19 protein-coding genes are annotated in these 20283 nt (G+C 64.9%); 14 read left to right on the top strand and 5 right to left on the bottom strand.

Annotated elements, in window-relative coordinates; all coding sequences use genetic code 11:
- Positions 1-774 precede the first annotated feature (774 nt).
- Genes atpA through H6B31_RS12250 form a run of 5 tightly spaced genes read right to left on the bottom strand, consistent with a single transcriptional unit; the run spans position 775 to position 4292 of the window.
- Positions 775-2289, bottom strand: coding sequence for a F0F1 ATP synthase subunit alpha (gene atpA / locus H6B31_RS12230; protein WP_204898779.1), 1515 nt, complete (start codon positions 2287-2289; stop codon positions 775-777).
- Positions 2286-2810: an ATP synthase F1 subunit delta gene (gene atpH / locus H6B31_RS12235; RefSeq protein ID WP_204898780.1), complete on the bottom strand. Its 525-nt coding sequence runs from the start codon at positions 2808-2810 to the stop codon at positions 2286-2288. Before atpH ends, atpA begins: the two co-directional genes overlap by 4 nt.
- Positions 2810-3295: a F0F1 ATP synthase subunit B gene (gene atpF / locus H6B31_RS12240; RefSeq protein WP_204898781.1), complete on the bottom strand. Its 486-nt coding sequence runs from the start codon at positions 3293-3295 to the stop codon at positions 2810-2812. Before atpF ends, atpH begins: the two co-directional genes overlap by 1 nt.
- Before the next feature lie 31 nt (positions 3296-3326).
- Positions 3327-3542: an ATP synthase F0 subunit C gene (atpE, locus tag H6B31_RS12245; RefSeq protein WP_204898782.1), complete on the bottom strand. Its 216-nt coding sequence runs from the start codon at positions 3540-3542 to the stop codon at positions 3327-3329.
- A gap of 60 nt (positions 3543-3602) precedes the next feature.
- A complete protein-coding gene (locus H6B31_RS12250; protein WP_087290702.1) occupies positions 3603-4292 on the bottom strand; it encodes a F0F1 ATP synthase subunit A in 690 nt (229 codons plus the stop codon).
- Between the two features lie 232 nt (positions 4293-4524).
- Between H6B31_RS12250 and H6B31_RS12255 the strand changes: the two genes are divergently transcribed.
- The 14 genes from H6B31_RS12255 to dut all read left to right on the top strand — a co-directional run bounded on the left by H6B31_RS12255 (position 4525) and on the right by dut (position 20264).
- Complete coding sequence (locus H6B31_RS12255) at positions 4525-6168, top strand: sensor histidine kinase (protein ID WP_204898783.1); 1644 nt, start codon at positions 4525-4527, stop codon at positions 6166-6168.
- Between the two features lie 17 nt (positions 6169-6185).
- Complete coding sequence (locus H6B31_RS12260) at positions 6186-6857, top strand: response regulator (protein WP_204898784.1); 672 nt, start codon at positions 6186-6188, stop codon at positions 6855-6857.
- Positions 6858-7201: 344 nt separating this feature from the next.
- Positions 7202-8422: an ABC transporter substrate-binding protein gene (locus H6B31_RS12265; RefSeq protein ID WP_204898785.1), complete on the top strand. Its 1221-nt coding sequence runs from the start codon at positions 7202-7204 to the stop codon at positions 8420-8422.
- Positions 8423-8583: 161 nt separating this feature from the next.
- Complete coding sequence (locus tag H6B31_RS12270; protein ID WP_204898786.1) at positions 8584-9492, top strand: branched-chain amino acid ABC transporter permease; 909 nt, start codon at positions 8584-8586, stop codon at positions 9490-9492.
- Positions 9493-9509: 17 nt separating this feature from the next.
- Positions 9510-10883, top strand: coding sequence for a branched-chain amino acid ABC transporter permease (locus H6B31_RS12275; RefSeq protein WP_204898787.1), 1374 nt, complete (start codon positions 9510-9512; stop codon positions 10881-10883).
- A complete protein-coding gene (locus tag H6B31_RS12280) occupies positions 10880-11887 on the top strand; it encodes an ABC transporter ATP-binding protein (RefSeq protein WP_243419031.1) in 1008 nt (335 codons plus the stop codon). Before H6B31_RS12275 ends, H6B31_RS12280 begins: the two co-directional genes overlap by 4 nt.
- Positions 11874-12572: an ABC transporter ATP-binding protein gene (locus H6B31_RS12285; protein WP_204898788.1), complete on the top strand. Its 699-nt coding sequence runs from the start codon at positions 11874-11876 to the stop codon at positions 12570-12572. The genes H6B31_RS12280 and H6B31_RS12285 overlap by 14 nt, the downstream gene beginning before the upstream one ends.
- A gap of 140 nt (positions 12573-12712) precedes the next feature.
- A complete protein-coding gene (locus H6B31_RS12290) occupies positions 12713-12988 on the top strand; it encodes a metal-sensing transcriptional repressor (RefSeq protein ID WP_204898789.1) in 276 nt (91 codons plus the stop codon).
- 221 nt (positions 12989-13209) lie between these two features.
- On the top strand, positions 13210-14121 hold the full coding sequence (locus tag H6B31_RS12295; protein ID WP_204898790.1) for a C39 family peptidase: 912 nt from the start codon (positions 13210-13212) through the stop codon (positions 14119-14121).
- Between the two features lie 754 nt (positions 14122-14875).
- Entirely contained in the window at positions 14876-15193 is a 318-nt protein-coding gene (locus H6B31_RS12300; protein WP_204898791.1) for a cell division protein ZapA, read from the top strand.
- A 66-nt stretch (positions 15194-15259) separates the two neighbouring features.
- Positions 15260-17344, top strand: a complete 2085-nt coding sequence (locus H6B31_RS17565; protein ID WP_204898792.1) for a U32 family peptidase — start codon at positions 15260-15262, stop codon at positions 17342-17344.
- A 40-nt stretch (positions 17345-17384) separates the two neighbouring features.
- Complete coding sequence (locus tag H6B31_RS12310) at positions 17385-18512, top strand: LuxE/PaaK family acyltransferase (protein ID WP_204898793.1); 1128 nt, start codon at positions 17385-17387, stop codon at positions 18510-18512.
- The gene (locus tag H6B31_RS12315; protein ID WP_346014075.1) at positions 18509-19771 is read left to right on the top strand and encodes an acyl-CoA reductase; all 1263 of its coding nucleotides are present in this window, start codon (positions 18509-18511) and stop codon (positions 19769-19771) included. Before H6B31_RS12310 ends, H6B31_RS12315 begins: the two co-directional genes overlap by 4 nt.
- A 43-nt stretch (positions 19772-19814) precedes the next feature.
- A complete protein-coding gene (gene dut, locus H6B31_RS12320; RefSeq protein ID WP_204898794.1) occupies positions 19815-20264 on the top strand; it encodes a dUTP diphosphatase in 450 nt (149 codons plus the stop codon).
- The last annotated feature ends 19 nt before the right edge of the window (positions 20265-20283 follow it).

Raw genomic sequence — 20283 nt, forward strand, 5'->3', positions numbered from 1 at the left:
CCCCCTTTGTCGCTTCGCGACATCTCCCCCTGACAGGGGGAGTCGGCCCCCAGTCCCCCATTACGGGAGTGCTCTCCTGCTTGTGGTGCAGCCCTTCCGGCGCGCAAAATCAGGAGTGCGTGGGTGCGCTTTCATCCGGGCCACCGGGCCCTGAGTGCGCAAAATTTACCTCTGGTGCGGTTCAATTTCTGCGCCTGGGTTTGCCCACCAACGCTCCCGGCGCGAATCCTGCTTCGCCCCAAACCTTCCCCTTGGGGGGAAGGTGGCTGGCCGAAGGCCAGACGGATGAGGGGGCCTTTCCCATCAAGCCTTCCCCCTTTAAGGGGGAAGGTGCCCCCGAAGGGGGCGGATGAGGGTGCTCTCTTGGATGCTGTGCGTTGTCCGCTGTAGGGGCGGCCCAGTGTGCCGCCCCTACGGGCACCAAGAGACACCCTGGGGGACGCCGTCCCCTGAGCCGAACTTGAGCCCCACCAGCCTAAAAGGCGCGCTTTCAATCAGGAGGAGCACCGCCAAAGGTTACCGGACCCTCAGCGGCAGCGGTGATAGACCGGAAACCAATCCCATGTCCGCCCGCGCCTTTGCGATGATTGCCGGCCTCCCGCATTGGCGGCCCCCGTAAAATGGGGTCCAGGGGCGGCGAATATGAGCGCGAAGCGCTCATCCTGAGCCGCGCCCTGGTGCCTCTTTGGTTTCTTTCTGGGCACCCAGAAAGAAACTCGCCCCGCAGGGCGAAACCCTGCACCTAAACTTTCGAAAATGCATCCCTGCAAAAAGTCAATTTCCTGGCAGCTTTTCCTTCTTATAATCCGCCAGCGCCGCGCGGATGGTCTCCACCGCCACGCCGGACAGGTTGCCGGTGGACTGGATCTCCTCCATGAGCTCCACATACTGGTGCTCCATACGGTCCACGAACTGGACTGCAAAGTCCCGCACCTGCTCCACCGGCACCTCGTCCAGCAGGCCGTTGGTGCCGATATACAGCAGCACCGCCTGGCGGCTCACCGGCATGGGCTGATAGAGGGGCTGTTTGAGCAGTTCCAGCAGCCGTTTGCCGTGGTCCAGGGTCTTCTGGGTGGCCGGGTCCAGATCGGAGGAGAACTGGGTAAAAATCTCCAGCTCCCGGAACCGGGCCAGGTCGATGCGCATAGTGCCGGCGGTGCGCTTGATGGCCCGGGTCTGGGCCGCGCCGCCCACCCGGGAGACGGACAGGCCCACGTTGACGGCGGGCCGCTGTCCGGCGAAGAACAGGTCGGTCTCCAGATAGATCTGCCCGTCGGTGATGGAGATGACATTGGTGGGGATATAGGCGGACACGTCCCCCGCCTGGGTCTCGATGATGGGGATGGCGGTCATGGAGCCGCCCCCAAACTCCTCGGTCAGGCGGCAGGCCCGCTCCAAGAGGCGGGAGTGGAGGTAAAACACGTCGCCGGGGTAGGCCTCCCGGCCGGGGGACCGCTTGAGCAGCAGGGACAGTGCCCGGTAGGCCACCGCGTGCTTGCTCAGGTCGTCATAGACGATGAGCACGTCCTTCCCCTGGTCCATGAAGTACTCCCCCATGGCCGCCCCGGCGTAGGGGGCGATGTACTGCAGGGGGGCGGGCTCGCTGGCGGTGGCGGACAGGATGATGGAGTAGTCCATGGCCCCGTGCTTCTGGAGGGTGTCCCGCACCCGGGCCACCGAGGAGGCCTTCTGGCCGATGGCCACGTAGATGCAGATGACGTCCTGCCCCTTCTGGTTCAGAATGGTGTCCACCGCGATGGCGGTCTTGCCCGTCTGGCGGTCGCCGATGAGCAGCTCCCGCTGGCCCCGGCCGATGGGCACCATGGCGTCAATGGCCAGAATGCCCGTCTGCAGGGGGACGGTCACCGGCTCCCGGGTGATGACGCCGCTGGCCTCGTGCTCAATGGGGCGCCTCTCGGTGGTGTGGATGGGGCCCAGACCGTCGATGGGGCGGCCCAGGGCGTCCACCACCCGGCCCAGCATGCCCTCGCCCACAGGGACGTCGGCGGGCTGACCGGTGCGGCGGACGGTGCTGCCCTCCCGCAGGCCGGTCTCGGCCCCCAGTAGGACGCAGCCCACCGTGTCCCGGGACAGATCCATAACCATCCCCCGGACCCCGGTGTCAAACTCCACCAGCTCGCCGTACACCGCTCGGTCCAGGCCGTAGATGGTGGCGATGCCGTCGCCTACCTCCAGGACGGTGCCCTCCTCGGTGCGGCGGGTTTTGTTGTCGTATCCTTCAATCTCCTCCCGCAGGAGGGAGACAATCTCTTCCGGTCTCGCGTTCACAGCGCTCTCCCCTCTCCCAGCGTCCGGGCCAGGGCATCCAAGCCGCCCCGCACGCTCTTGTCATAGGTGACCCCCTGGAGCTCCAGGCGCAGCCCCCCCAGCAGGGCGGGGTCCACCCGCACCTCCAGCTCCACCTTTTTGAGGCGGTGCAGACGGCACAGGGTCTCCTTCAGCCGGCCCAGCTGATCCTCCGTCAGCGGCCGGGCACAGGTCACGGTTCCCAGGGCTCCGCCCTCCCGCTCCAGAGCCAGCCGCCGGGCGGACTGGACCACTTGGGGCAGCAGGGGCAGCCGCTCCTTCTCCGCCATCAGGGTCAGAAGTCTGCCCGCGGGGCCGGGCGGGGCCACCTCGGGCAGGCGGGCCAGGACCCGCCCCTTCTCCTCCGGGGTCACAGCGGGGCTGCAGAGGGCCTCCCACAAAACAGGCTCCTCCTCCAGCTGCCGGGCGCAGCGCGCCAGCTCAGCTCCGTCGCCCCCGGCCTCCAGGAAGGCCTGGGCATAGCGGTCCGCCAGCTCTCCCATCAGAGATCACCCGCCTCCCGCAGAAAATCCTCCACCAGGTCCCGGTCGCCCGCCTGGTCCATGGCGCGGCCGGACACCTTGGCCGCCGCCAGCAGGGCCAGAGCGGCCACCTGCTGCTGGGCATCCTGGAGCATCTGACGGCGCTCGGCCTCCATCTGTGCCTGGGCGTCGGCGCGGATGGCCTGAGCGTCGGCCTGGGCGGAGGAGATGATCTGGTCATACTCCCGCTGCCCCTGCAGCTTGGCCTGGGCCACGATCTGGTCGGCCTGGCCGCGGACCTGGGCCAGCCTGGCCTCGTTCTCCTGGTCCAGGGCCTGGGCCGCCTGCTTGGCCGCCTCCGCCTGGGACAGGCCGTCCTCGATGGCCTTGGTGCGCTGCTCCATCATGGCGGTCACCGGCTTGAAGAGAAAATGACGCATGAGCAGATAGAGCACAACCAGGTTGATCCCGGTCCACAGGACCGTCCAGGGATCAAGATTCAGCACGGCGCACGCCTCCTTTCCAAATCAGGGCCGCTCAGCCCAGGATCAGGATGGCCAGGGCGGTGATGAATGCGTAAATGGCGGTGGCCTCCGCCAGGGCGCAGCCGATGAGCATGCTGCTGCGGATCTGGCCGGCGGCCTCAGGCTGCCGGGCGATGGACTCGGCCGCTTTGCCGGTGGCGATGGCGATGCCGACGCCGGCGAGGGTGCTGGGGACGATAGCCACTGCGGCTGCGATTGCGGTTGTCATAATGATCTCCTCCTAATTGTGTTTCCTCAATGATCAGGTCTGTTGGTTTGAATTGCGGTTCTATTCCTCTTCCAGGGCTTCCCCTATGAAGATGGCGGTGAGAAATACAAATACGATGGTCTGAATGATGCCGTCAAAGATGTCGAAGTACAGGCTGAAGGCCACCGGGACCACTGCCGGCGCCACCATTTTTACCAGTTCCATGACGATGAAGGCGGCCAGCACATTGCCGAACAGCCGCATGCACAGGGACAGGGGCCGGATGGCCACCTCCATGATGTTGATGGGCAGCATCACCGGCGACGGCTTTAGAAACTGGCCGAAGCCCCCTCTCACCCCGTGTACCCGGAAGGCGGCGGTGTAGATGACCACCATGCTGCTCAGGCCCAGGGCGGCCGTCACGTTCAGGTTCTTGGTGGGGGGGACCAGTCCCACAAGGCCGATCAGGTTGGCGCAGGTGATATACAGGGCCGCCGTTCCCAGCCAGGGGGCGAAGCGCCTCCACTCCTTGCCGATGATGTCCCGGCTGAAGTTGTTGATAAGCCCCACAAACATCTCCAGCACCAGCTGCCGCCGCCCGGGGACCGGTTTCAGGTTCCGGGTGAGCAGGATGGCGGCCAGAGTGAGGGCGGCCATGATGATCCACGACACCACCACCGACTGGGATACCGGGATGCCGCCCAAAACAGGTATGGTGAAGGCCACCGGGTTCTCCAGCTGGGCGGTCAATTCCGCTTTGACTTCCTCCAAAAGCCATCCCTCCTCTCCAGGATGATTTCCGGCCCTATCTTAAGGGCGGCCGGCCGCGTTTGTATACCCTTATGAAAGTAAAAAAAACGGAAGGGTGGGAAAATTAACAAAATCCTTGCGTGTATTTGACAGTTTTATATCCTGTCTTTATAATATATTTCGTAGACGAGTACAGTGGGGAGGATTTCGTATCGGAGCAGCGGCGGCGCGCCGCCTGAGAAGGGGGATTTTTATGAAGAGGCCAGCAAAACGATCCATCAGCCAGCGGATTCGATCACTCAGCCTGTTTCTGGTGCTGAGTACCGCCATGATGGGGATGACCACCACGCTTCTGTTCTCCCTGCGCATGGAGTATCAGTCCATGGACCGAAACCTGATGAACTCCGCCCAGGTGCTGGCCCAGTCCCCCCAGGTGGCGGAGGTGCTCTCCGGCCGCAGCGGCAAAGAGACTCTGACGGCATATCTGGACAGCACCATCTCCCGGGTCAAGGACATCGACGCCATTGTGGTGGCCGACCGGGATGGGATCATCCGCTACAGCCCCGATCCCTCCTATGAAGGGACAGTGTACCCGGAGTATCAGTCTTTATCCGTTTTGAACGGGGAGAGCACCCAGGTGGATACCGGCGCCGGGGTCTCCGAACTGGAGCACCGGGCCCTGGCCTCGGTGACGGACGAGGAGGGGGAGCTGCTGGGCTTTGTCTCGGTGGGCATCGGGGTGCGCAGCGTCCACCAGACGGTCATCGACACGGTGGCCTGCTTCGCCATCCTCACCTTCCTGGCCGCCGGAGTGGGCCTGCTCTTCTCCCGGCACCTGTCGGGGGCCATCAAGGACTCCCTCATGGGCTATGAGCCCGATGTGTTCCGCAAGCTCTTCCACCAGCGGGAGGACATTCTGGAGGCCCTGGACGAGGGCATCCTTGCCATTGACCGGGACTGCGTGATCACCTATATGAACGCCGCGTGCCTGGGAATGTTCGGGGCCAAGGACGCCGGAGAGGTGCTGGGGCGGCCCCTGCTGGAGATCTACCCCGCCTCCCAGCTGCCCCGCCTGCTCACCACCGGAAAGCCGGAGTACAATGTCCATCTGAAGCAGATGCCGGGCAGCCAGGAGGTCCTGGCCAACCGGATGCCCATTTGGGAAGACGGGGAGATCGTGGGGGCGGTGGCGGTGTTCCGGGACCGCACCGAGGTGACCAACCTGGCCGAGGCCCTCACCGGCAGCCGCCACCTGGTGGAGGCCATGCGGGCCTATGCCCACGAATTCATCAACAAGCTCCACACCATCCTGGGCCTCATTCAGCTGGACCGGGTGGAGCAGGCGGAGCAGTATATCCTGGACGTGTCGGAGGTCCACCACCAGTCGGTGAGCCGGGTGATGAACCAGATCGAGGACACGGCGGTGGCCGCCCTGCTGGTGGGCAAGGCCAGCCGGGCCGCCGAGCTGGGCATCCAGCTCCAGGTGGACCCCAGAAGCTCCCTGTCCGGGGAGGAGCACATGCTGCCCTCCGGGGTGATGGTGACCATTCTGGGCAACCTGATCGAAAACGCCACCGAGTCCCTGAACCACTCCACCCGGAAGCAGAAGGAGATCCACGTATCTATTTTGGAAAACCCGGACGGCCTGCTTTTGTGCGTGGAGGACACCGGACCGGGCATTCTGCCCGAGCTGCTCCCCTACATCTTCGAGCCGGGGGTGTCCACCAAGAGGGAGGCGGGGCACGGCCTGGGGCTGGTCCAGATCAAGGACCTGACCGACCTGTACCACGGCCAGATTCGGGTGGAGAGCGAGCCCAAGTCGGGCACCTCCTTCTTCCTCTCCTTCCCGGCCCACTCCACACCATCTCCCCAGGGCGGCGCTCCGGGGAGCCCCTGATAGGAGCAAGATCATATATGTATCGCACTGTTATCGTGGAGGACGATCCCATGATCGCCTCCATCAACCAGACCTTTCTGTCCCGGGACCCCCGCTTCTCCCTGGCCGCCGTCTTTCACAGCGGCCAGGAGGCCCTGGAGTGGCTGAGGAAGCGCCCGGTGGAGCTGCTGATTTTGGACGTGTACATGCCCCGCATGTCCGGCCTGGAGCTGCTGCGGGAGCTGCGGGCGGAGGAGATCACCCTGGACGTGATCATGGTCACCGCCGCCAACAACAGCAAAACGGTGGACGCCCTTCTGAAGCTGGGGGTGGCGGACTATCTGGTGAAGCCCTTCACCGCCCGGCGCTTCCAGCAGGCCCTGGACACCTTCTGCCGCCAGCGGGAGGCCATCTCCGCCCACACCAGCGTCAGCCAGGAGGACCTGGACGCCATGCTCTCCAGCGGCCGCAGCGCCGCCCCCGTCCCCAAGGGGCTGCAGCTGCGCACCCTGGCCCGGGTGCGGGAGTGCCTGGCCCAGGCGCCCCGGGAGGGCTGCACCTGTGAGGCCCTGTCTGAGCAGGTGGGGCTCTCCTCGGTTACCGTGCGCCGCTACCTCACCTATCTGGTGGGGCGGGGAGAGGCCACCAGCCGCATCAATTATGACACCGGCGGCCGCCCCTCCCTCCTGTACCGCCTGTCGCAAAGCTGACATTTGAAGCTCCAGTTTGCTGTGAAGCCGCCCGTCCCGCCCGCTGCGGGACGGGCGGCTTTGCGCTGTGCGTCTCCCACAGACATAGAAAATCTGCCGGGCCGCGCCATTGGGGACCGGAGGGCCTTTCCAGGCAAAGAGCCGCCGGGCTTCCACGGCTGTTTCCTACAAATTCCCTCAAATTTCCTCAAAAAGCTTGGCTCCTTTTCACAAAGCTGAAATTTTTCCCGGTTCGCCCTTGCATTCCCGGGCGGGTTCCGCTATAATGTGCTTATTAAGCGAACAAGTGTTTATCACCGATAGACAGTTTTCGCCAACCATCTCAAAACGAGAGGAGTATGAACATGAAACGAATTCTTGCATCTGCTCTGTCCGCCGCCCTTCTGATGGGCGCTCTGGCCGGCTGCGGCGGGAACACCGGCTCCGGTTCCGTCTCCGGCTCCGACGCGTCCACCGGAGGCTCCAGCTCCGGGGAGAACGTCATCAAGATCGGCGTCTTTGAGCCCGCCACCGGCGACTCCGCCTCCGGCGGCAAGAAGGAGATGCTGGGCATGCAGTATGCCAACTCCCTGACCCCCACGGTGGAAGTGGGCGGCACTGAGTACACCGTGGAGCTGGTCTACGCGGACAACGGCTCCTCCACCGACAAGGCCCCCACCGCCGCCAGCCAGCTGGTGAGTGAGGGCGTCTCTCTGGTGCTGGGCTCCTACGGCTCCGGCGTGTCCATTGCCGGCGGCCCCACCTTCGGCAGCGCCGGCATCCCCGCCATCGGCGTGACCTGCACCAACCCCAACGTCACCGCCGGCAACGACTACTACTTCCGCATCTGCTTCCTGGACCCCTTCCAGGGCACCGTCCTGGCCAACTTCGCCATGGATAACTTCGACGCTGAGGTGGCCTACTGCCTGGGCGAGGCGGGCAACGAGTACGACCAGGGCCTGATCGCCTACTTCACCCAGGCCTTCGAGGCCGCCGGCGGCACCGTCATCACCGACTCCTTCCCCACCAACAACTCCGACTTCAACACCTACCTGAACAAGGCCAAGAGCGAGGGGGCCGACGTCATCTTCACCCCCGTCTCCATCGCCTACGCCACTCAGATTCTGAGCCAGGCCGCCTCCCTGGGCATCGAGGCCCCCTTCCTGGGCTCCGACACCCTGGACGACAACATGGTCCTGGAGGCGATCAGCGGCACCGACATCCAGCTCTACGTGTCCACCTTCTATCAGGAGGGCGGCAACGCCGACTTCGACGCGGGCATCAAGGAGTACATCAACACCGCTGAGGGCGCCCTGGACGCCAACGGCGGCAACGACACCATCGCGGCCGTGTCCGCCATGGGCTATGACGCCTACTACGTGGCGCTGGAGGCCATCAAGGCCGCCGGCTCCACCGACCCCGCCGCCATCAAGTCCGCCCTGTGGGACGTGACCTACACCGGCGTCACCGGCGACATCGCCTTTGACGACGTGAACGGCGACGCCATCCGGGACACCGCCTACATCAAGCATTCCACCAACGACGGCGCTTGGGAGCTGGAAACCGTCCAGACGGTTGAGCAGTAATCCGCTCGCCCGGTATCCTTAGAAACAGCTGCTGGCTTGGCGGGGGCCCCGGGTCCCCGCCAAGCCTTATGTTCCGGTTTCCGGGCTGCCTCAAAGGGCGGAGGGACCCTCCGCTCGTTGAGACGGTCCGGGAAACAAAACCCAAATAGGGAGGACTTTCCATGGAATTCTTTATCTCCACCCTGCTGTTCGGCATCTCGGTGGGAGGACAGTACGCCCTGATCGCCATCGGCTACACCATGGTCTACGGCATTCTCCGCCTGATCAACTTCGCCCATGGCGACGTGTTCATGGTGGCCGGCCTCATGGGCATCTACCTCACCTCCGGCCTGACGGCCTACCTGCCCCCGGCGGCGGTGATCCCGGCCAGCCTGGTGCTGGTGCTGGTTCTGACGGTGGCCCTGGGCTTCTGCATCGAGCGGGTGGCCTATAAGCCCCTGCGCTCCGCCCCCCGGATGAGCGTAATGATCTCCGCCATCGGGGTGAGCTACCTGCTCCAGAACACCGCCACCTATGTCACCGGCGGCCAGCCCATGACCTACCCCACCCTCCCCTTCCTGGGGGAGACCGTCACCATCGCCGGCACCCCCATCAAGTGGGTGGTCATCCTCACCCCCTTCCTGGTAGTGGCCCTGGTGATCGTCCTCACCCAGCTGATCAACCACACCAAGATCGGCATGGCTATGCGGGCGGTGGCCAAGGACTTTGAGACCAGCCAGCTCATGGGCATCAAGATCAACTCGGTGATCTCGGCCACCTTCGTCATCGGCTCCGCCCTGGCGGCGGTGGGCTCCATGCTCTACTTCACCACCTACCCGGCCATCGTCCCCACCTCGGGGGCCATGCCCGGCCTGAAGGCCTTCGTGGCCGCGGTGTTCGGGGGCATCGGCTCCATCCCCGGGGCGGTGATCGGGGCCTTCCTCATCGGCATCTGCGAGAATTTCGTGAAGATCCTCCCCTTCGAGGGGGCCACCACCTTTGTGGACGCCTTTACCTTCGCCCTGCTCATCATTGTTCTGGTCTTTAAGCCCACCGGCCTGTTTGGGGAAAAGGCCACCGACAAGGTCTAAGGGAGGGAGCGTCAACTATGATCCAAGAGAGAAAAAGCAGAAAGGGCGCCGTGGCCGGCCTGATCTTCGCCGCGGCTGTCCTGCTCTTAGTGGTGCTGCTGGAGAATCTGAGCACCTTCCTGGGAACCAGCGCGGTGCCCAGCATCTTCCTGCCCACCAGCCAGCTGTTCTCCGTGCTGAAAAAGGCGGCGGTCTACTCCCTGGTGGCGGTGTCCATGAACCTGCTCAACGGCTTCACCGGTCTGTTTTCCCTGGGCCAGGCGGGCTTTATGCTCCTGGGGGCCTACACCTACGCCATCCTCACCGTCCCCATGTCCGCCAAGGACACGGTGTACTATCTGTACGGGGGTTCGGCGGTGTCCTTCTCCCTGCCCGACCTGTTCGGCGGGCTGGACACCCCCACCGGCCTCATCCTGGGCGTGGTGCTGGCCATCCTGCTGGGGGGCTGCGTGGCCGCCTTCTTCGCCTTCCTCATCGGCCTGCCGGTGCTGCGCCTGAAGAGCGACTATCTGGCCATTGCCACCCTGGGCTTTGCGGAGATCATCCGGGCCGTGTTCCAGTGGCAGGCCCTGGGCCCGGTCACCAACGGCGCCAACATGATCACCCAGATCCCCACCTTCAACAACTTCAACATCACCGACGCCAACGGGACGGTGATCCTGCGCCTGTCCACCTTCTTCCCCTTCCTCATCGCCATTTTGTGCATCGCGGTCATCGTCATGCTCATCAACTCCTCCTACGGCCGGGCCTTCAAGGCCATCCGGGAGGACGAGATCGCCGCCGAGGCCATGGGGGTCAACCTGGCCAAGCACAAGCGGCTGGCCTTCTGCATCTCCTCCTTCTTCGCCGGGGTGGGCGGGGCCCTGTTCGCCATGTTCGCCAACAACGCCCAGGCCAAGGTGTACACCTCCACCATGACCTATGAGATTCTGCTCATCGTGGTCATCGGCGGCATCGGCTCCATCTCCGGCTCGTGCCTGGCCACCTTCCTGTATGTGGCCTGCTCCGAGTGGTGGCTGCGGTTCCTGGACAACACCCAGGCCTTCTCCTCCCCCACGGAGACCAGCCGCATCCTGTTCATCATCCTCTTCGCCGCCGCCGTGGTGGGCACCTCCGCCATGCTGATCCGCCGCCGCCGCAAGTCCGGGGACGCGTTCTGGAAGGAACTGATCGTGTGGATCGTGGGGCTGCTGCTCATGGTCTGGTGGGTGTGGTTCATCATCTCCGGGTCCCTGACCATACCCTTCGCCCGGAACGGCTTCCGCATGGTGGTCTTCTCCATCATCATCATGATCGTGGTGCTCTTCTTCCGCCAGGGCATGATGGGGAACAAGGAGTTCACCGACCTGCTGTTCCGCCGAAAGAAAACCAGTAAGGAGGCGGTAAAATGAGCCAAGTGGAAAACATCCTCCGTCTGGAGCACGTCACCATGCAGTTCGGCGGCGTGGTGGCGGTGAACGACCTGTCCCTGGAGGTGAACAAGGGGGAGATCGTGGCCCTCATCGGCCCCAACGGCGCCGGCAAGACCACCGCCTTCAACTGCATCACCGGGGTATATGAGCCCACCAACGGCCTGGTCACCTTCTGTGAGGAGCCCATGGTCCGCAACCACCCCCAGGGAAAGATGGCCAAGAGCTATCTGGGGGAGAACGGCACCCTGTACACCGCCCGGCTGGATGTAGGCGACCCGGAGGCCCTGGCCGCCATTGAGGCGGAGCAGGATCCGGAGGCGAAGGCCGCCCTCCAGAAGGCCTACGACCAGACCCTGGAGGAGCGCAAGGCCCCCATCCAGGCCAAGGACCCTCTGGCCTTTTCCGACAAGGTCCTCTCTCCCACCCCCGACAAGATCACCCAGCTGGGCATCGCCCGCACCTTCCAGAACATCCGCCTGTTCTCCGCCCTGTCTGTATTTGACAACGTATTGATCGCCAAGCACATGCGGGCCAAGCAGAACGTGTTCTCCGCCACCTTCCGCCTGAACCGCGCGGAGGAGAAGCGCATGCGGGAGGAGGCCATGGCCCTGCTGGAGGAGCAGGGGCTCTCCCATCTGAAGGACGAGGTGGCCGGCTCTCTCCCCTACGGCCTCCAGCGCCGTCTGGAGATCGCCCGAGCTCTGGCCACCCAGCCCAAGCTCCTCCTCCTGGACGAGCCGGCCGCCGGCATGAACCCCCAGGAGACCCAGGAGCTCACCGACTTTATCCACAAAATCCGCGACGAGTACGACCTGTCCATCCTCATGATCGAGCACCACATGGACCTGGTCATGCGCATCTCTGACCGCATCTATGTCCTGGACTTCGGCAAGCTGATCGCCCAGGGCACTCCCGCGGAGGTGCAGAATAATCCTCGGGTCATCGAGGCGTATTTGGGGGTGGCAGACGATGCTGAAGATTGACGAACTGAAGGTGAGCTACGGCGGCATCGAGGCCGTGAAGGGCATCACCTTTGAGGTGCCAGACGGGAAGATCGTCACCCTCATCGGGGCCAACGGGGCTGGCAAATCCACCACCCTGCGCTCCATCGCCGGTCTGGTGAAGCCCGCCCACGGGCGTATCCACCTCCAGGGGGAGGATATCACCGCCCTGTCCCCCGACCGCATCGTGTCCAAGGGCATCACCCTGGTGCCCGAGGGGCGGCATGTGTTCCCCGATCTGACCGTGCTGGAGAATCTGAAAATCGGCGCATACCTGCGCAAGGACAGCCTGGAGGACGACCTGAACTGGGTGTATGAGCTGTTCCCCCGGCTGAAGGAGCGGTCCTGGCAGGCGGCGGGCACCCTGTCCGGCGGCGAGCAGCAGATGCTGGCCGTGGGCCGGGCCCTCATGTCCCGCCCCAAGATCATTATGATGGATGAGCCCTCCCTGGGCCTGGCCCCCATCGTGGTGAAGGGCATCTTCGACATCATTCAGGAGATCAACAAGCAGGGGGTCACCGTTCTGCTCATCGAGCAGAACGCCAACATGGCCCTGCGCATCGCCGACGTGGGCTATGTGCTGGAGACCGGGCGCATCACCCTCACCGGTTCCGGTCGGGAGCTGCTCACCAACGAGGCGGTCAAGAAGGCCTATCTGGGCACCTGAGCCCGCAGACAAAACCCAACTCCCCCGGCGTTGCCGGGGGAGTTTCTGCGCCCGGCTTCCGGCGCCTCGCTTTTGACAAAGCCCTCCGTTTGTGATACCATGTGACAAATGTTATGCCGAAGAAAGGACGGGACGAGCCTATGAGACAGTGTATGGATGCGGACAACCTCCACCGCCGCCTGCGGAAAATCATCGGGCAGGTGCAGGCCATCGACCGGATGGTGGACGAGGACGTGCCCTGTGAGGACGTCCTGGCTCAGATTAACGCCGCCAAGTCCGCCCTGCACAAGGCGGGGCAGGTGGTGCTGGAGGGCCATCTGCAGCACTGCGTCCGGGACGGCATCGAGCACGGGGACGCGGAGAAAACCATCCAGAACTTCGCCAAGGCGGTGGAGCGCTTCTCCAACATGGGGTGAACGCACATCCGAACGCCCAGGCGCCCAAAGCGGCTATGCCGCCTTGGGCGCTTTTTGCATCCGGCAGAGAGGTTTCGGAAAAATTTAAGATTTCTTTCCTGTGATTTTAAGAATTTCAGAGTATGGTAAGAAAAGCGGGCTCCGTCTTTCCACAAAAACCGGAGCCTGTGTGGAAAGAATTACGGCGGCTCATACCGCCTGTGCTTGGAAAGGAGTCCCTTATGCCTTCCTATTCTGATCCCCGCGACCCCCGCCGGACGGGACAGGCCCCAGCCCAGCCCCGCCGCCGGAAAAAGCGCCGCCGGAGACTCCCTGTGCCGGGGATTGTCCTGATCCTCTTTCTGGTGGGCGGCGTGCTTTTCCTGCGGGGGCGCTTTGTCAGGTCCCACTCCCTCGATACGCCCCCTCCCGACTCCCATTCGGAGCAGGGAGAGGCGGAAGCGGTGGGAGACGGCCTCCAGGCTCAGCTCCAGGAGCTGGCCCGGGAGGAGCCCCGGGCCCGGGACATCCTCGCCCACCTGGAGGACTACCCGCGGGAGCTGCTGGAGCTGGCGGTGCGCAACCCGGAGACGGTGGACTTTGTGGCCGATTATCCCCAGGAAAAGGACAGGGCCCCGGCGGAGACCGTGGAGGAGGCGGAGCGGGGGACCATCCCTCTGCTCCTCCAGTGGGACCCCCGCTGGGGCAGTGCCCAGTACGGGGACGGGCCCATGGCCCTCAACGGCTGCGGCCCCACCGCCCTGTCCATGGTGATCTGCGGCCTCACCGGGGACGGAACCGCCACCCCCTGCGCGGTGGCCCAGTACGCCCAGGAGATGGGGTACTACGTGGATGGGGTGGGCACCAGCTGGGAGCTCATGTCCGCCGGAGGGACACATTTCGGTGTCACCGCCCGGGAGCTGCCCCTGAGCCAGTCGGTGATGGAGAAGGCCCTGGCGGCGGGGGAGCCCATCATCTGCAGCGTGGGTCCCGGGGACTTCACCACCAGCGGCCACTTCATTGTCCTCTCCGGGCTGGAGGACGGGAAGTTCCAGGTCCGGGACCCCAACCGGCGCTCCAACAGCGAGAAGCTGTGGGACTACGACACCCTGGCCGGGCAGATCACCAATTTGTGGGCGTTTTCCCTGGCATGAGAGAACAAACATTGCGTAAAGGCGGGATGGCTGTCGGCTGTCTCGCCTTATCTGTTGCGGCATCGCTTTCGGGCGGCCCGGTGTGCCGCCCCTACGGCTCAAACCGACCGCCTTTATAACTGGGACCGTTCCCCTCATCCGTCTGGCCTTCGGCCAGCCACCTTCCCCTAAAGGGGAAGGCTTTGCGGGAGGGGCAAGCCCCTCCCCTACGGCATAACCAAGACAGCTACAGAGTCGGGTAGGGGAGACCCTTGGGCCTCCCGCCAGGTTTGCATTGGGAGCGTTGGCTCGGCAAAGACAGGCGCGGCGGTGGAACTGCACCAGCCCTCAATTTTGGGACAGCCAGGGCCCAGTGGCCCGGCGGGAATTTAGAGTGCCACTCAGATTTTGCGTGCCGGAAATTTTATGACCACTCTAAGGGGTAACCCCCGTAAATGGGGTCCGGGGAAAGGCGACTATGAGCACCGGAACGGTGCTCCTCTGGAGCCGTCCCCGGCGGCGTTTTGGTGACTTTGCCGCCGGGGGCAAAGTCACTCGCCGCCCGCAGGCGGCGAAATTCCCGCCGGCAGATGACCGATCCTCCTTGACACTTCCGTGCAAAAAATCCCCGTCGACATAAAAAATTCATGGTAAATTTATTTCTCAAACATTGGGAACTATGCTATAATGTCCATATTACTATGTCTCTGCGGGAAATTCCGGCCTGAGGGCCGGAAAACCGGACAAATACAAGGCTTGTTGGAGGGGATTTCGGATGAAGAACAAGATCACCGTTTCCATCGCGGGTCAGGAGTACACCATGGTGGCCGAGGAGGGCGAGGACTATGTGAAGCGCTGTGCCGCCCTGGTGGACAGTCAGGTGCGGGACGTGATGAACGGGGCCCGCCTGGGCTGGTCCGACGCCGCGGTGCTGGCCGCCATGAACATTGCGGACCAGTTTTTAAAGGAGCAGGAGGCCAGTGAGAATCTGCGCCGCCAGATCAAGGAGGGCCTGGATGAGAACGCCAAGCTGAAAATGGAGCTGTCCGAGTCCAAGCGTGAGATCTTCAAGCTCCAGAATCACAAAGGATAACCGGGCCAGGCGGAGCGGAATTTCCCGCTCCGCCCGGTGAAATTTCAGGAAAGGAAGGCTTGCCCCATGCTGGAGCTGCTCGCTCCCGCCGGCTCCATGGAGTCGGTCCAGGCCGCGGTCCAAAACGGCGCCGGCGCCGTCTATCTGGGCTACGGCGATTTTAACGCCCGCCGCAACGCGAAGAACTTCACCCGGGAGGAGGCTGCGGCGGCGGTTTCTTACTGCCATCTCCGGGATACCAAGGTGCATCTCACCCTGAACACCCTGCTCACCGACCGGGAGCTCCCCAAGGCGGCACAGGTGGCCGCTGAGATCAGCGAGATGGGGGTGGATGCGGTCATCGTCCAGGATCTGGGGGTGGCCCGGATGCTGCGGCAGGTGGCCCCGGACGTTCACCTCCACGCCTCCACCCAGATGACCGTCCACTCCCTGGACGGGGTGAAGGAGTGCGCCGACCTGGGGATGACCCGGGCGGTCCTGTCCCGGGAGCTGAGCCGGGACCAGATCGCGTACATCTGCCAAAATTCCCCCATTGAGATCGAGGTGTTCGGCCACGGGGCGCTGTGCATGTGCTACTCGGGCCAGTGCTATCTGTCCTCCGTGATCGGGGGGCGCAGCGGAAACCGGGGGCTCTGCGCCCAGCCCTGCCGGCTGAAATACGGCTGGGGCAAGCGGGCGGACGAGTACCCCCTCTCCCTGAAGGACATGTCTCTGGTGGGCTACCTGAAGGAACTGGAGGACATGGGGGTGGCCTGCCTGAAGCTGGAGGGCCGCATGAAGCGCCCCGAGTACGTGGCCATCGTCACCCGGGTGTACGCCGACGCCCTCCGGGAGGGGCGGGAGCCCACGGCGGAGGAGCTGCGGCAGCTGGAGGCCGCCTTCTCCCGCCAGGGCTTCACCCAGGGCTACTTCCTGGACCAGAAGGGGCCCGACATGTTCGGCACCCGCCAGGAGGGGGAGGACCCCAGAGAGCTCTTTGCCCAGGCCCGCACCACCTATGAGAGCGGGGAGAACCGCAAGACCCCCGTGCGGCTGTACGCCTGGATTCAGGTGGGGGAGCCCGCCCAGGTGGCGGCGGAGGACGCTCAGGGCCGGGTGGTCCAGGTGGAGGGGCCGGTGCCCGAGGCGGCGGTGAACGTCCCTCTCACCCGGGAGAAGGTGGAGGGGCAGCTGGGCCGCACCGGCGGCACCCCGTTCCACTGCGAGAAGGCCACCGCCCGGGTGGACGAGGGCCTCTCTCTCCCCCTGTCCGCCCTGAACGCGTTACGCCGACAGGTGCTGGAGAAGCTCTCCCAGGAGCGCGCCCGCCCGCCGGAGCGGAACACCGGGGAGTACCACCCCGGGGTGCGGTATGAGAACCCCAAGGCGCCCCCCGCCCTCACGGTGTCGGTGCGCCGGGCGGAGCAGATTACCCCGGAGCTGCTGGCCTTAAAGCCGGAGCGGATCTACATCCCCTGTGACGAGGGGGCGGCCTGCCCCGACGCGGTCCGCCGCTGTCAGGATGCGGGGGTGGCTGTGTCCGTCCAGCTCCCCCGCATCTGCTGGGACCGGGAGCTGCCCCAGCTGGAGCAGCAGCTGGAGGCCGTCAAGGAGCTGGGGGTTCAGGAGGCCCTGGCGGGCACCCTGGACGGGGTGCGCCGGGCCAGGGAGCTGGGCTTCCAGGTCCGCAGCGACTTCGGCATCGGGGTGTACAACAGCCAGACCCTCAAGGAGCTGAAAAAGCTGGGGGTGGAGGGGGCCACCGCCTCCTTCGAGCTGAAATTTGCCCAGATTCGGGACCTGTCCAAGGCCATCCCCATGGAGGCCATCGTCTACGGGCAGCTGCCCCTGATGATCACCGAGAACTGCATCATCCACAACCACACCGGCCGCCACTCCTGCGAGGATGGACAGCGGCTGGTGGACCGGAAGGGGGAGCACTTCCCGGTGGTGAAGGCCTGGGGCTGCCGCAATGAGATCTTGAACGGCAAGACCCTGTTCCTGGCGGACAAGGCCGCCGACTACCAGCGCCTGGGATTGACGTCGGTGCGGCTCATGTTCACCACCGAGTCCCCCGAGGAGTGCGTCCGGGTGCTGGAGCGCTACCTGGGCAGGGGGCGGCATAAGCCCGGGGAGTTCACCCGGGGGCTCTACTACCGGGACGTGGAGTAGAGAGTGAAGAGTGGAGAGAGCTTGGGTGAGGAGGTGCCCCATGTTCAGCCGGCAGAGACTGTTCTGGTCGCGGGACCCCTACGACCTGGAGGGGACCCAGGAGCGGTTCGTTCAGGCGGTGGCGGACAACTGCGCCTGGCACATGGGCCGGTGCCCGGAGTACCGCGCCATTGCCCAGGGGCTGGGCTTCTCCCCCAAAACCCTGGTGGAGACGGGGGACCTGTCCGCCGTCCCCATGGTGCCCACCCTGTTCTTCAAGCGCCACGCCCTGTTCTCCATGCCAAAGTGGCGGATGGGGATGAAGGTCACCTCCTCGGGGACCAGCGGAAAATTCAGCCGGGTGGGCTTTGACTGGGGGGCCATCTTCGCGGAGATCCCCATGGTACTGAAGCTGGGCTGGAGGCACGGACTGGTGTCCCCCCGCCCGGCCAACTACGTGGTGCTGGGCTACAAGCCCCACCGGGAAAATTCCATCGGGGTCACCCGGACCATGTTCGGGCTGACCTTCTTCGCCCCGCCCCTGCGGCGCTTCTACGCCCTGCGGATGGAGGGCGGCCAATATGTCCCCGACCTGGACGGGGCGGCCAGAGCCCTGGCCCAATTTGCTCGCTCCCCCTTCCCCACCCGCATTGTGGGCTTCCCCTCCTATTTGTGGTTCGGCCTGAAGCGGATGGAGGAGCTGGGGGTGTCTCTCAAATTAAGACCCGGCTCTCAGATCCTGCTGGCAGGGGGCTGGAAACAGCACGCTGCCCAGCAGGTGGACAAGTCGGTCCTCTACGACCTGGCTCGGAAGGTGCTGGACGTCGGGGAGGAGCACATCCACGAGCTGTTCGGGGCGGTGGAGCACCCCATTTTCTACAACACCTGTAAACATCACCACTTCCATGTGCCCATCTACGCCCGGGTGCTCATCCGGGATGTGCGGACGCTGGAGCCCCTGCCCATGGGGCAGACGGGGCTGGTGAATCTTATCACCCCCCTGAACCGGGCCACCCCCGTGACCAGCGTGGTCACCGACGACCTGGGGGTGCTCCAGCCGGGGGAGGACTGCGGCTGCGGAATTAACTCCCCCTACCTGACCATTTTGGGCCGGGTGGGCATGCCGGAGATTCAGACCTGCGCCGCCGGTGCGGCGGAACTGCTGGGCAGAGGGGAGGGATTCTCGTGATCTTTGCCGCCGGAGCGCTGCTCCCTCAGGAGGAGCTGCCCGCCCTCCTGGACACGCTGGAGGAGCGGCTGAATGAGACCCGGTCCGGCCCGCCCCTGGACGTGGACATGGTGCTGGACGCGGTGGAGAGCCTGGGCCGGGCTCTGGATTCCGGAGAGCTGGACCCTCTGCTGGCCCAGTACGCGCCCCCGAGCGCGCTGGAGGAGCTGCGGGAGGTGCGGGGGATGATCCGCCGGGAGACCCTGGAGGAGCGGCTCCAGCTGGAGCTGGGGGACCTGCGGCCGGGGAGCCAAGTGGAGCGGCCCTTTGGCCGGACCCTGGTTCAGCCCCTGGGGATGCTCCTCCACATAACCCCGGGCAACCAGCCGGGGCTTCCCCTGTTCAGCGCCCTGGAGGGGCTGCTCACGGGGAATCTCAACCTCATCAAGCTCCCCCACGGGGACCGGGGGCTGACCCTGGCCGCCCTGAAACTGCTCACCCAGCGGGAGCCCCGGCTGGCCCCCTGGCTGTACGCCTTTGCGGTGTCCTCCAAGGATACGGACACCCTGGAGCGGCTGGCCGCCCTGGCGGACGGAGTGGTCACCTGGGGCGGGGACGGGGCGGTGTCCGCCCTGCGGAGGCTGGCTCCACCGGGCTGTAAGCTCATGGAGTGGGGCCACCGCCTGAGCTTTGCCTATGTGGCCGGATACGAGGACCGGGAGGCGGAGTGGTCCACCCTGGCCCGTCACATCGTCCGCACCGGCGGGCTGCTGTGCTCCTCCTGTCAGGTGATTTACCTGGACACGGACCGGCTGGAGGAGGGGGAGGCCTTCTGCCAGGCGTTCCTCCCCCTGCTGAACCGGGCCGCCCGGGAGCGGAACCGGGACGGAGCGGCTCAGGCTGCCCTGTATACCCACACCTACCGCCTGGAGCGCCTGGCGGAGGGGGCCGGGGACAAAACCTGGTTCGGGGAGGGCTGCTCCCTCACTTTGAAGCAGGAGCGGGAGCTGGAGCTCTCTCCCTTATATGGAAACGTGCTGGTAAAGTGCCTGCCCCGGAAGGAGCTGATTCCCGTCCTGCGCCGGCAGAAGGGGCGGCTCCAGACGGCGGGCCTGCTGTGCCGAGCGGAGGAGCGGGAGGAGTTGACCGCCCTCCTGGCCCGGGCGGGGGTGACCCGAATCACCCGGGCGGGGGAGATGTCCCGCACCTTCCCAGGGGAGGCCCATGACGGGGAGTATTCCCTGCGGCGGTATATACGACTGGCAGACATCCAAACTTAAACATCAGCCCGCCCGGACGGGGCGGAGGCACCAAGGAGCGACTATGGAACTGAAGATCAAAGCGGTATCCCCCAAAATCGGAAAAGAGATCCCCACCCCCTTTTACGCCACCCCCGGGTCGGCGGCCATGGATCTGCACGCCTGTCTGGACCAGCCCATCACCTTGCTGCCCGGCGGGCGGACGGTGATCCCCACGGGCATCGCCATCGCCCTGCCCTCGGCGGACTATGTGGCCCTGGTGCTAGCCCGGAGCGGCCTGGGCATCAAGCACGGGGTGGTCCCCTCCAACTGCGTGGGGGTCATCGACAGCGATTACCGGGGCGAAATTATGGTGGGCCTCTATAACTCCGGGGAATCGGAGTACACCGTTCAGCCCGCCGACCGCATCGCCCAGCTGATGGTGGTGCCGGTGGTCCAGGCCCAGATCCGGATGGTGGACGAGCTGGACGAGACACAGCGGGGAACCGGAGGCTTCGGCTCCACCGGGAAGTAAACATTCATCCAGAGAGGAG

The organism is Pseudoflavonifractor capillosus (assembly GCF_016899775.1).
Lineage (GTDB): Bacteria > Bacillota > Clostridia > Oscillospirales > Oscillospiraceae > Lawsonibacter.

What these genes read in the sequence shown, in the direction of transcription:
- atpH (WP_204898780.1), bottom strand. Translation starts at nt 2,810, where the DNA reads ATGGGAGAGCTGGCGGACCGCTATGCCCAGGCCTTCCTGGAGGCCGGG.
- atpE (WP_204898782.1), bottom strand. Translation starts at nt 3,542, where the DNA reads ATGACAACCGCAATCGCAGCCGCAGTGGCTATCGTCCCCAGCACCCTC.
- H6B31_RS12255 (WP_204898783.1), top strand. Translation starts at nt 4,525, where the DNA reads ATGAAGAGGCCAGCAAAACGATCCATCAGCCAGCGGATTCGATCACTC.
- H6B31_RS12260 (WP_204898784.1), top strand. Translation starts at nt 6,186, where the DNA reads ATGTATCGCACTGTTATCGTGGAGGACGATCCCATGATCGCCTCCATC.
- H6B31_RS12265 (WP_204898785.1), top strand. Translation starts at nt 7,202, where the DNA reads ATGAAACGAATTCTTGCATCTGCTCTGTCCGCCGCCCTTCTGATGGGC.
- H6B31_RS12270 (WP_204898786.1), top strand. Translation starts at nt 8,584, where the DNA reads ATGGAATTCTTTATCTCCACCCTGCTGTTCGGCATCTCGGTGGGAGGA.
- H6B31_RS12275 (WP_204898787.1), top strand. Translation starts at nt 9,510, where the DNA reads ATGATCCAAGAGAGAAAAAGCAGAAAGGGCGCCGTGGCCGGCCTGATC.
- H6B31_RS12280 (WP_243419031.1), top strand. Translation starts at nt 10,880, where the DNA reads ATGAGCCAAGTGGAAAACATCCTCCGTCTGGAGCACGTCACCATGCAG.
- H6B31_RS12285 (WP_204898788.1), top strand. Translation starts at nt 11,874, where the DNA reads ATGCTGAAGATTGACGAACTGAAGGTGAGCTACGGCGGCATCGAGGCC.
- H6B31_RS12290 (WP_204898789.1), top strand. Translation starts at nt 12,713, where the DNA reads ATGAGACAGTGTATGGATGCGGACAACCTCCACCGCCGCCTGCGGAAA.
- H6B31_RS12295 (WP_204898790.1), top strand. Translation starts at nt 13,210, where the DNA reads ATGCCTTCCTATTCTGATCCCCGCGACCCCCGCCGGACGGGACAGGCC.
- H6B31_RS12300 (WP_204898791.1), top strand. Translation starts at nt 14,876, where the DNA reads ATGAAGAACAAGATCACCGTTTCCATCGCGGGTCAGGAGTACACCATG.
- H6B31_RS17565 (WP_204898792.1), top strand. Translation starts at nt 15,260, where the DNA reads ATGCTGGAGCTGCTCGCTCCCGCCGGCTCCATGGAGTCGGTCCAGGCC.
- H6B31_RS12310 (WP_204898793.1), top strand. Translation starts at nt 17,385, where the DNA reads ATGTTCAGCCGGCAGAGACTGTTCTGGTCGCGGGACCCCTACGACCTG.
- dut (WP_204898794.1), top strand. Translation starts at nt 19,815, where the DNA reads ATGGAACTGAAGATCAAAGCGGTATCCCCCAAAATCGGAAAAGAGATC.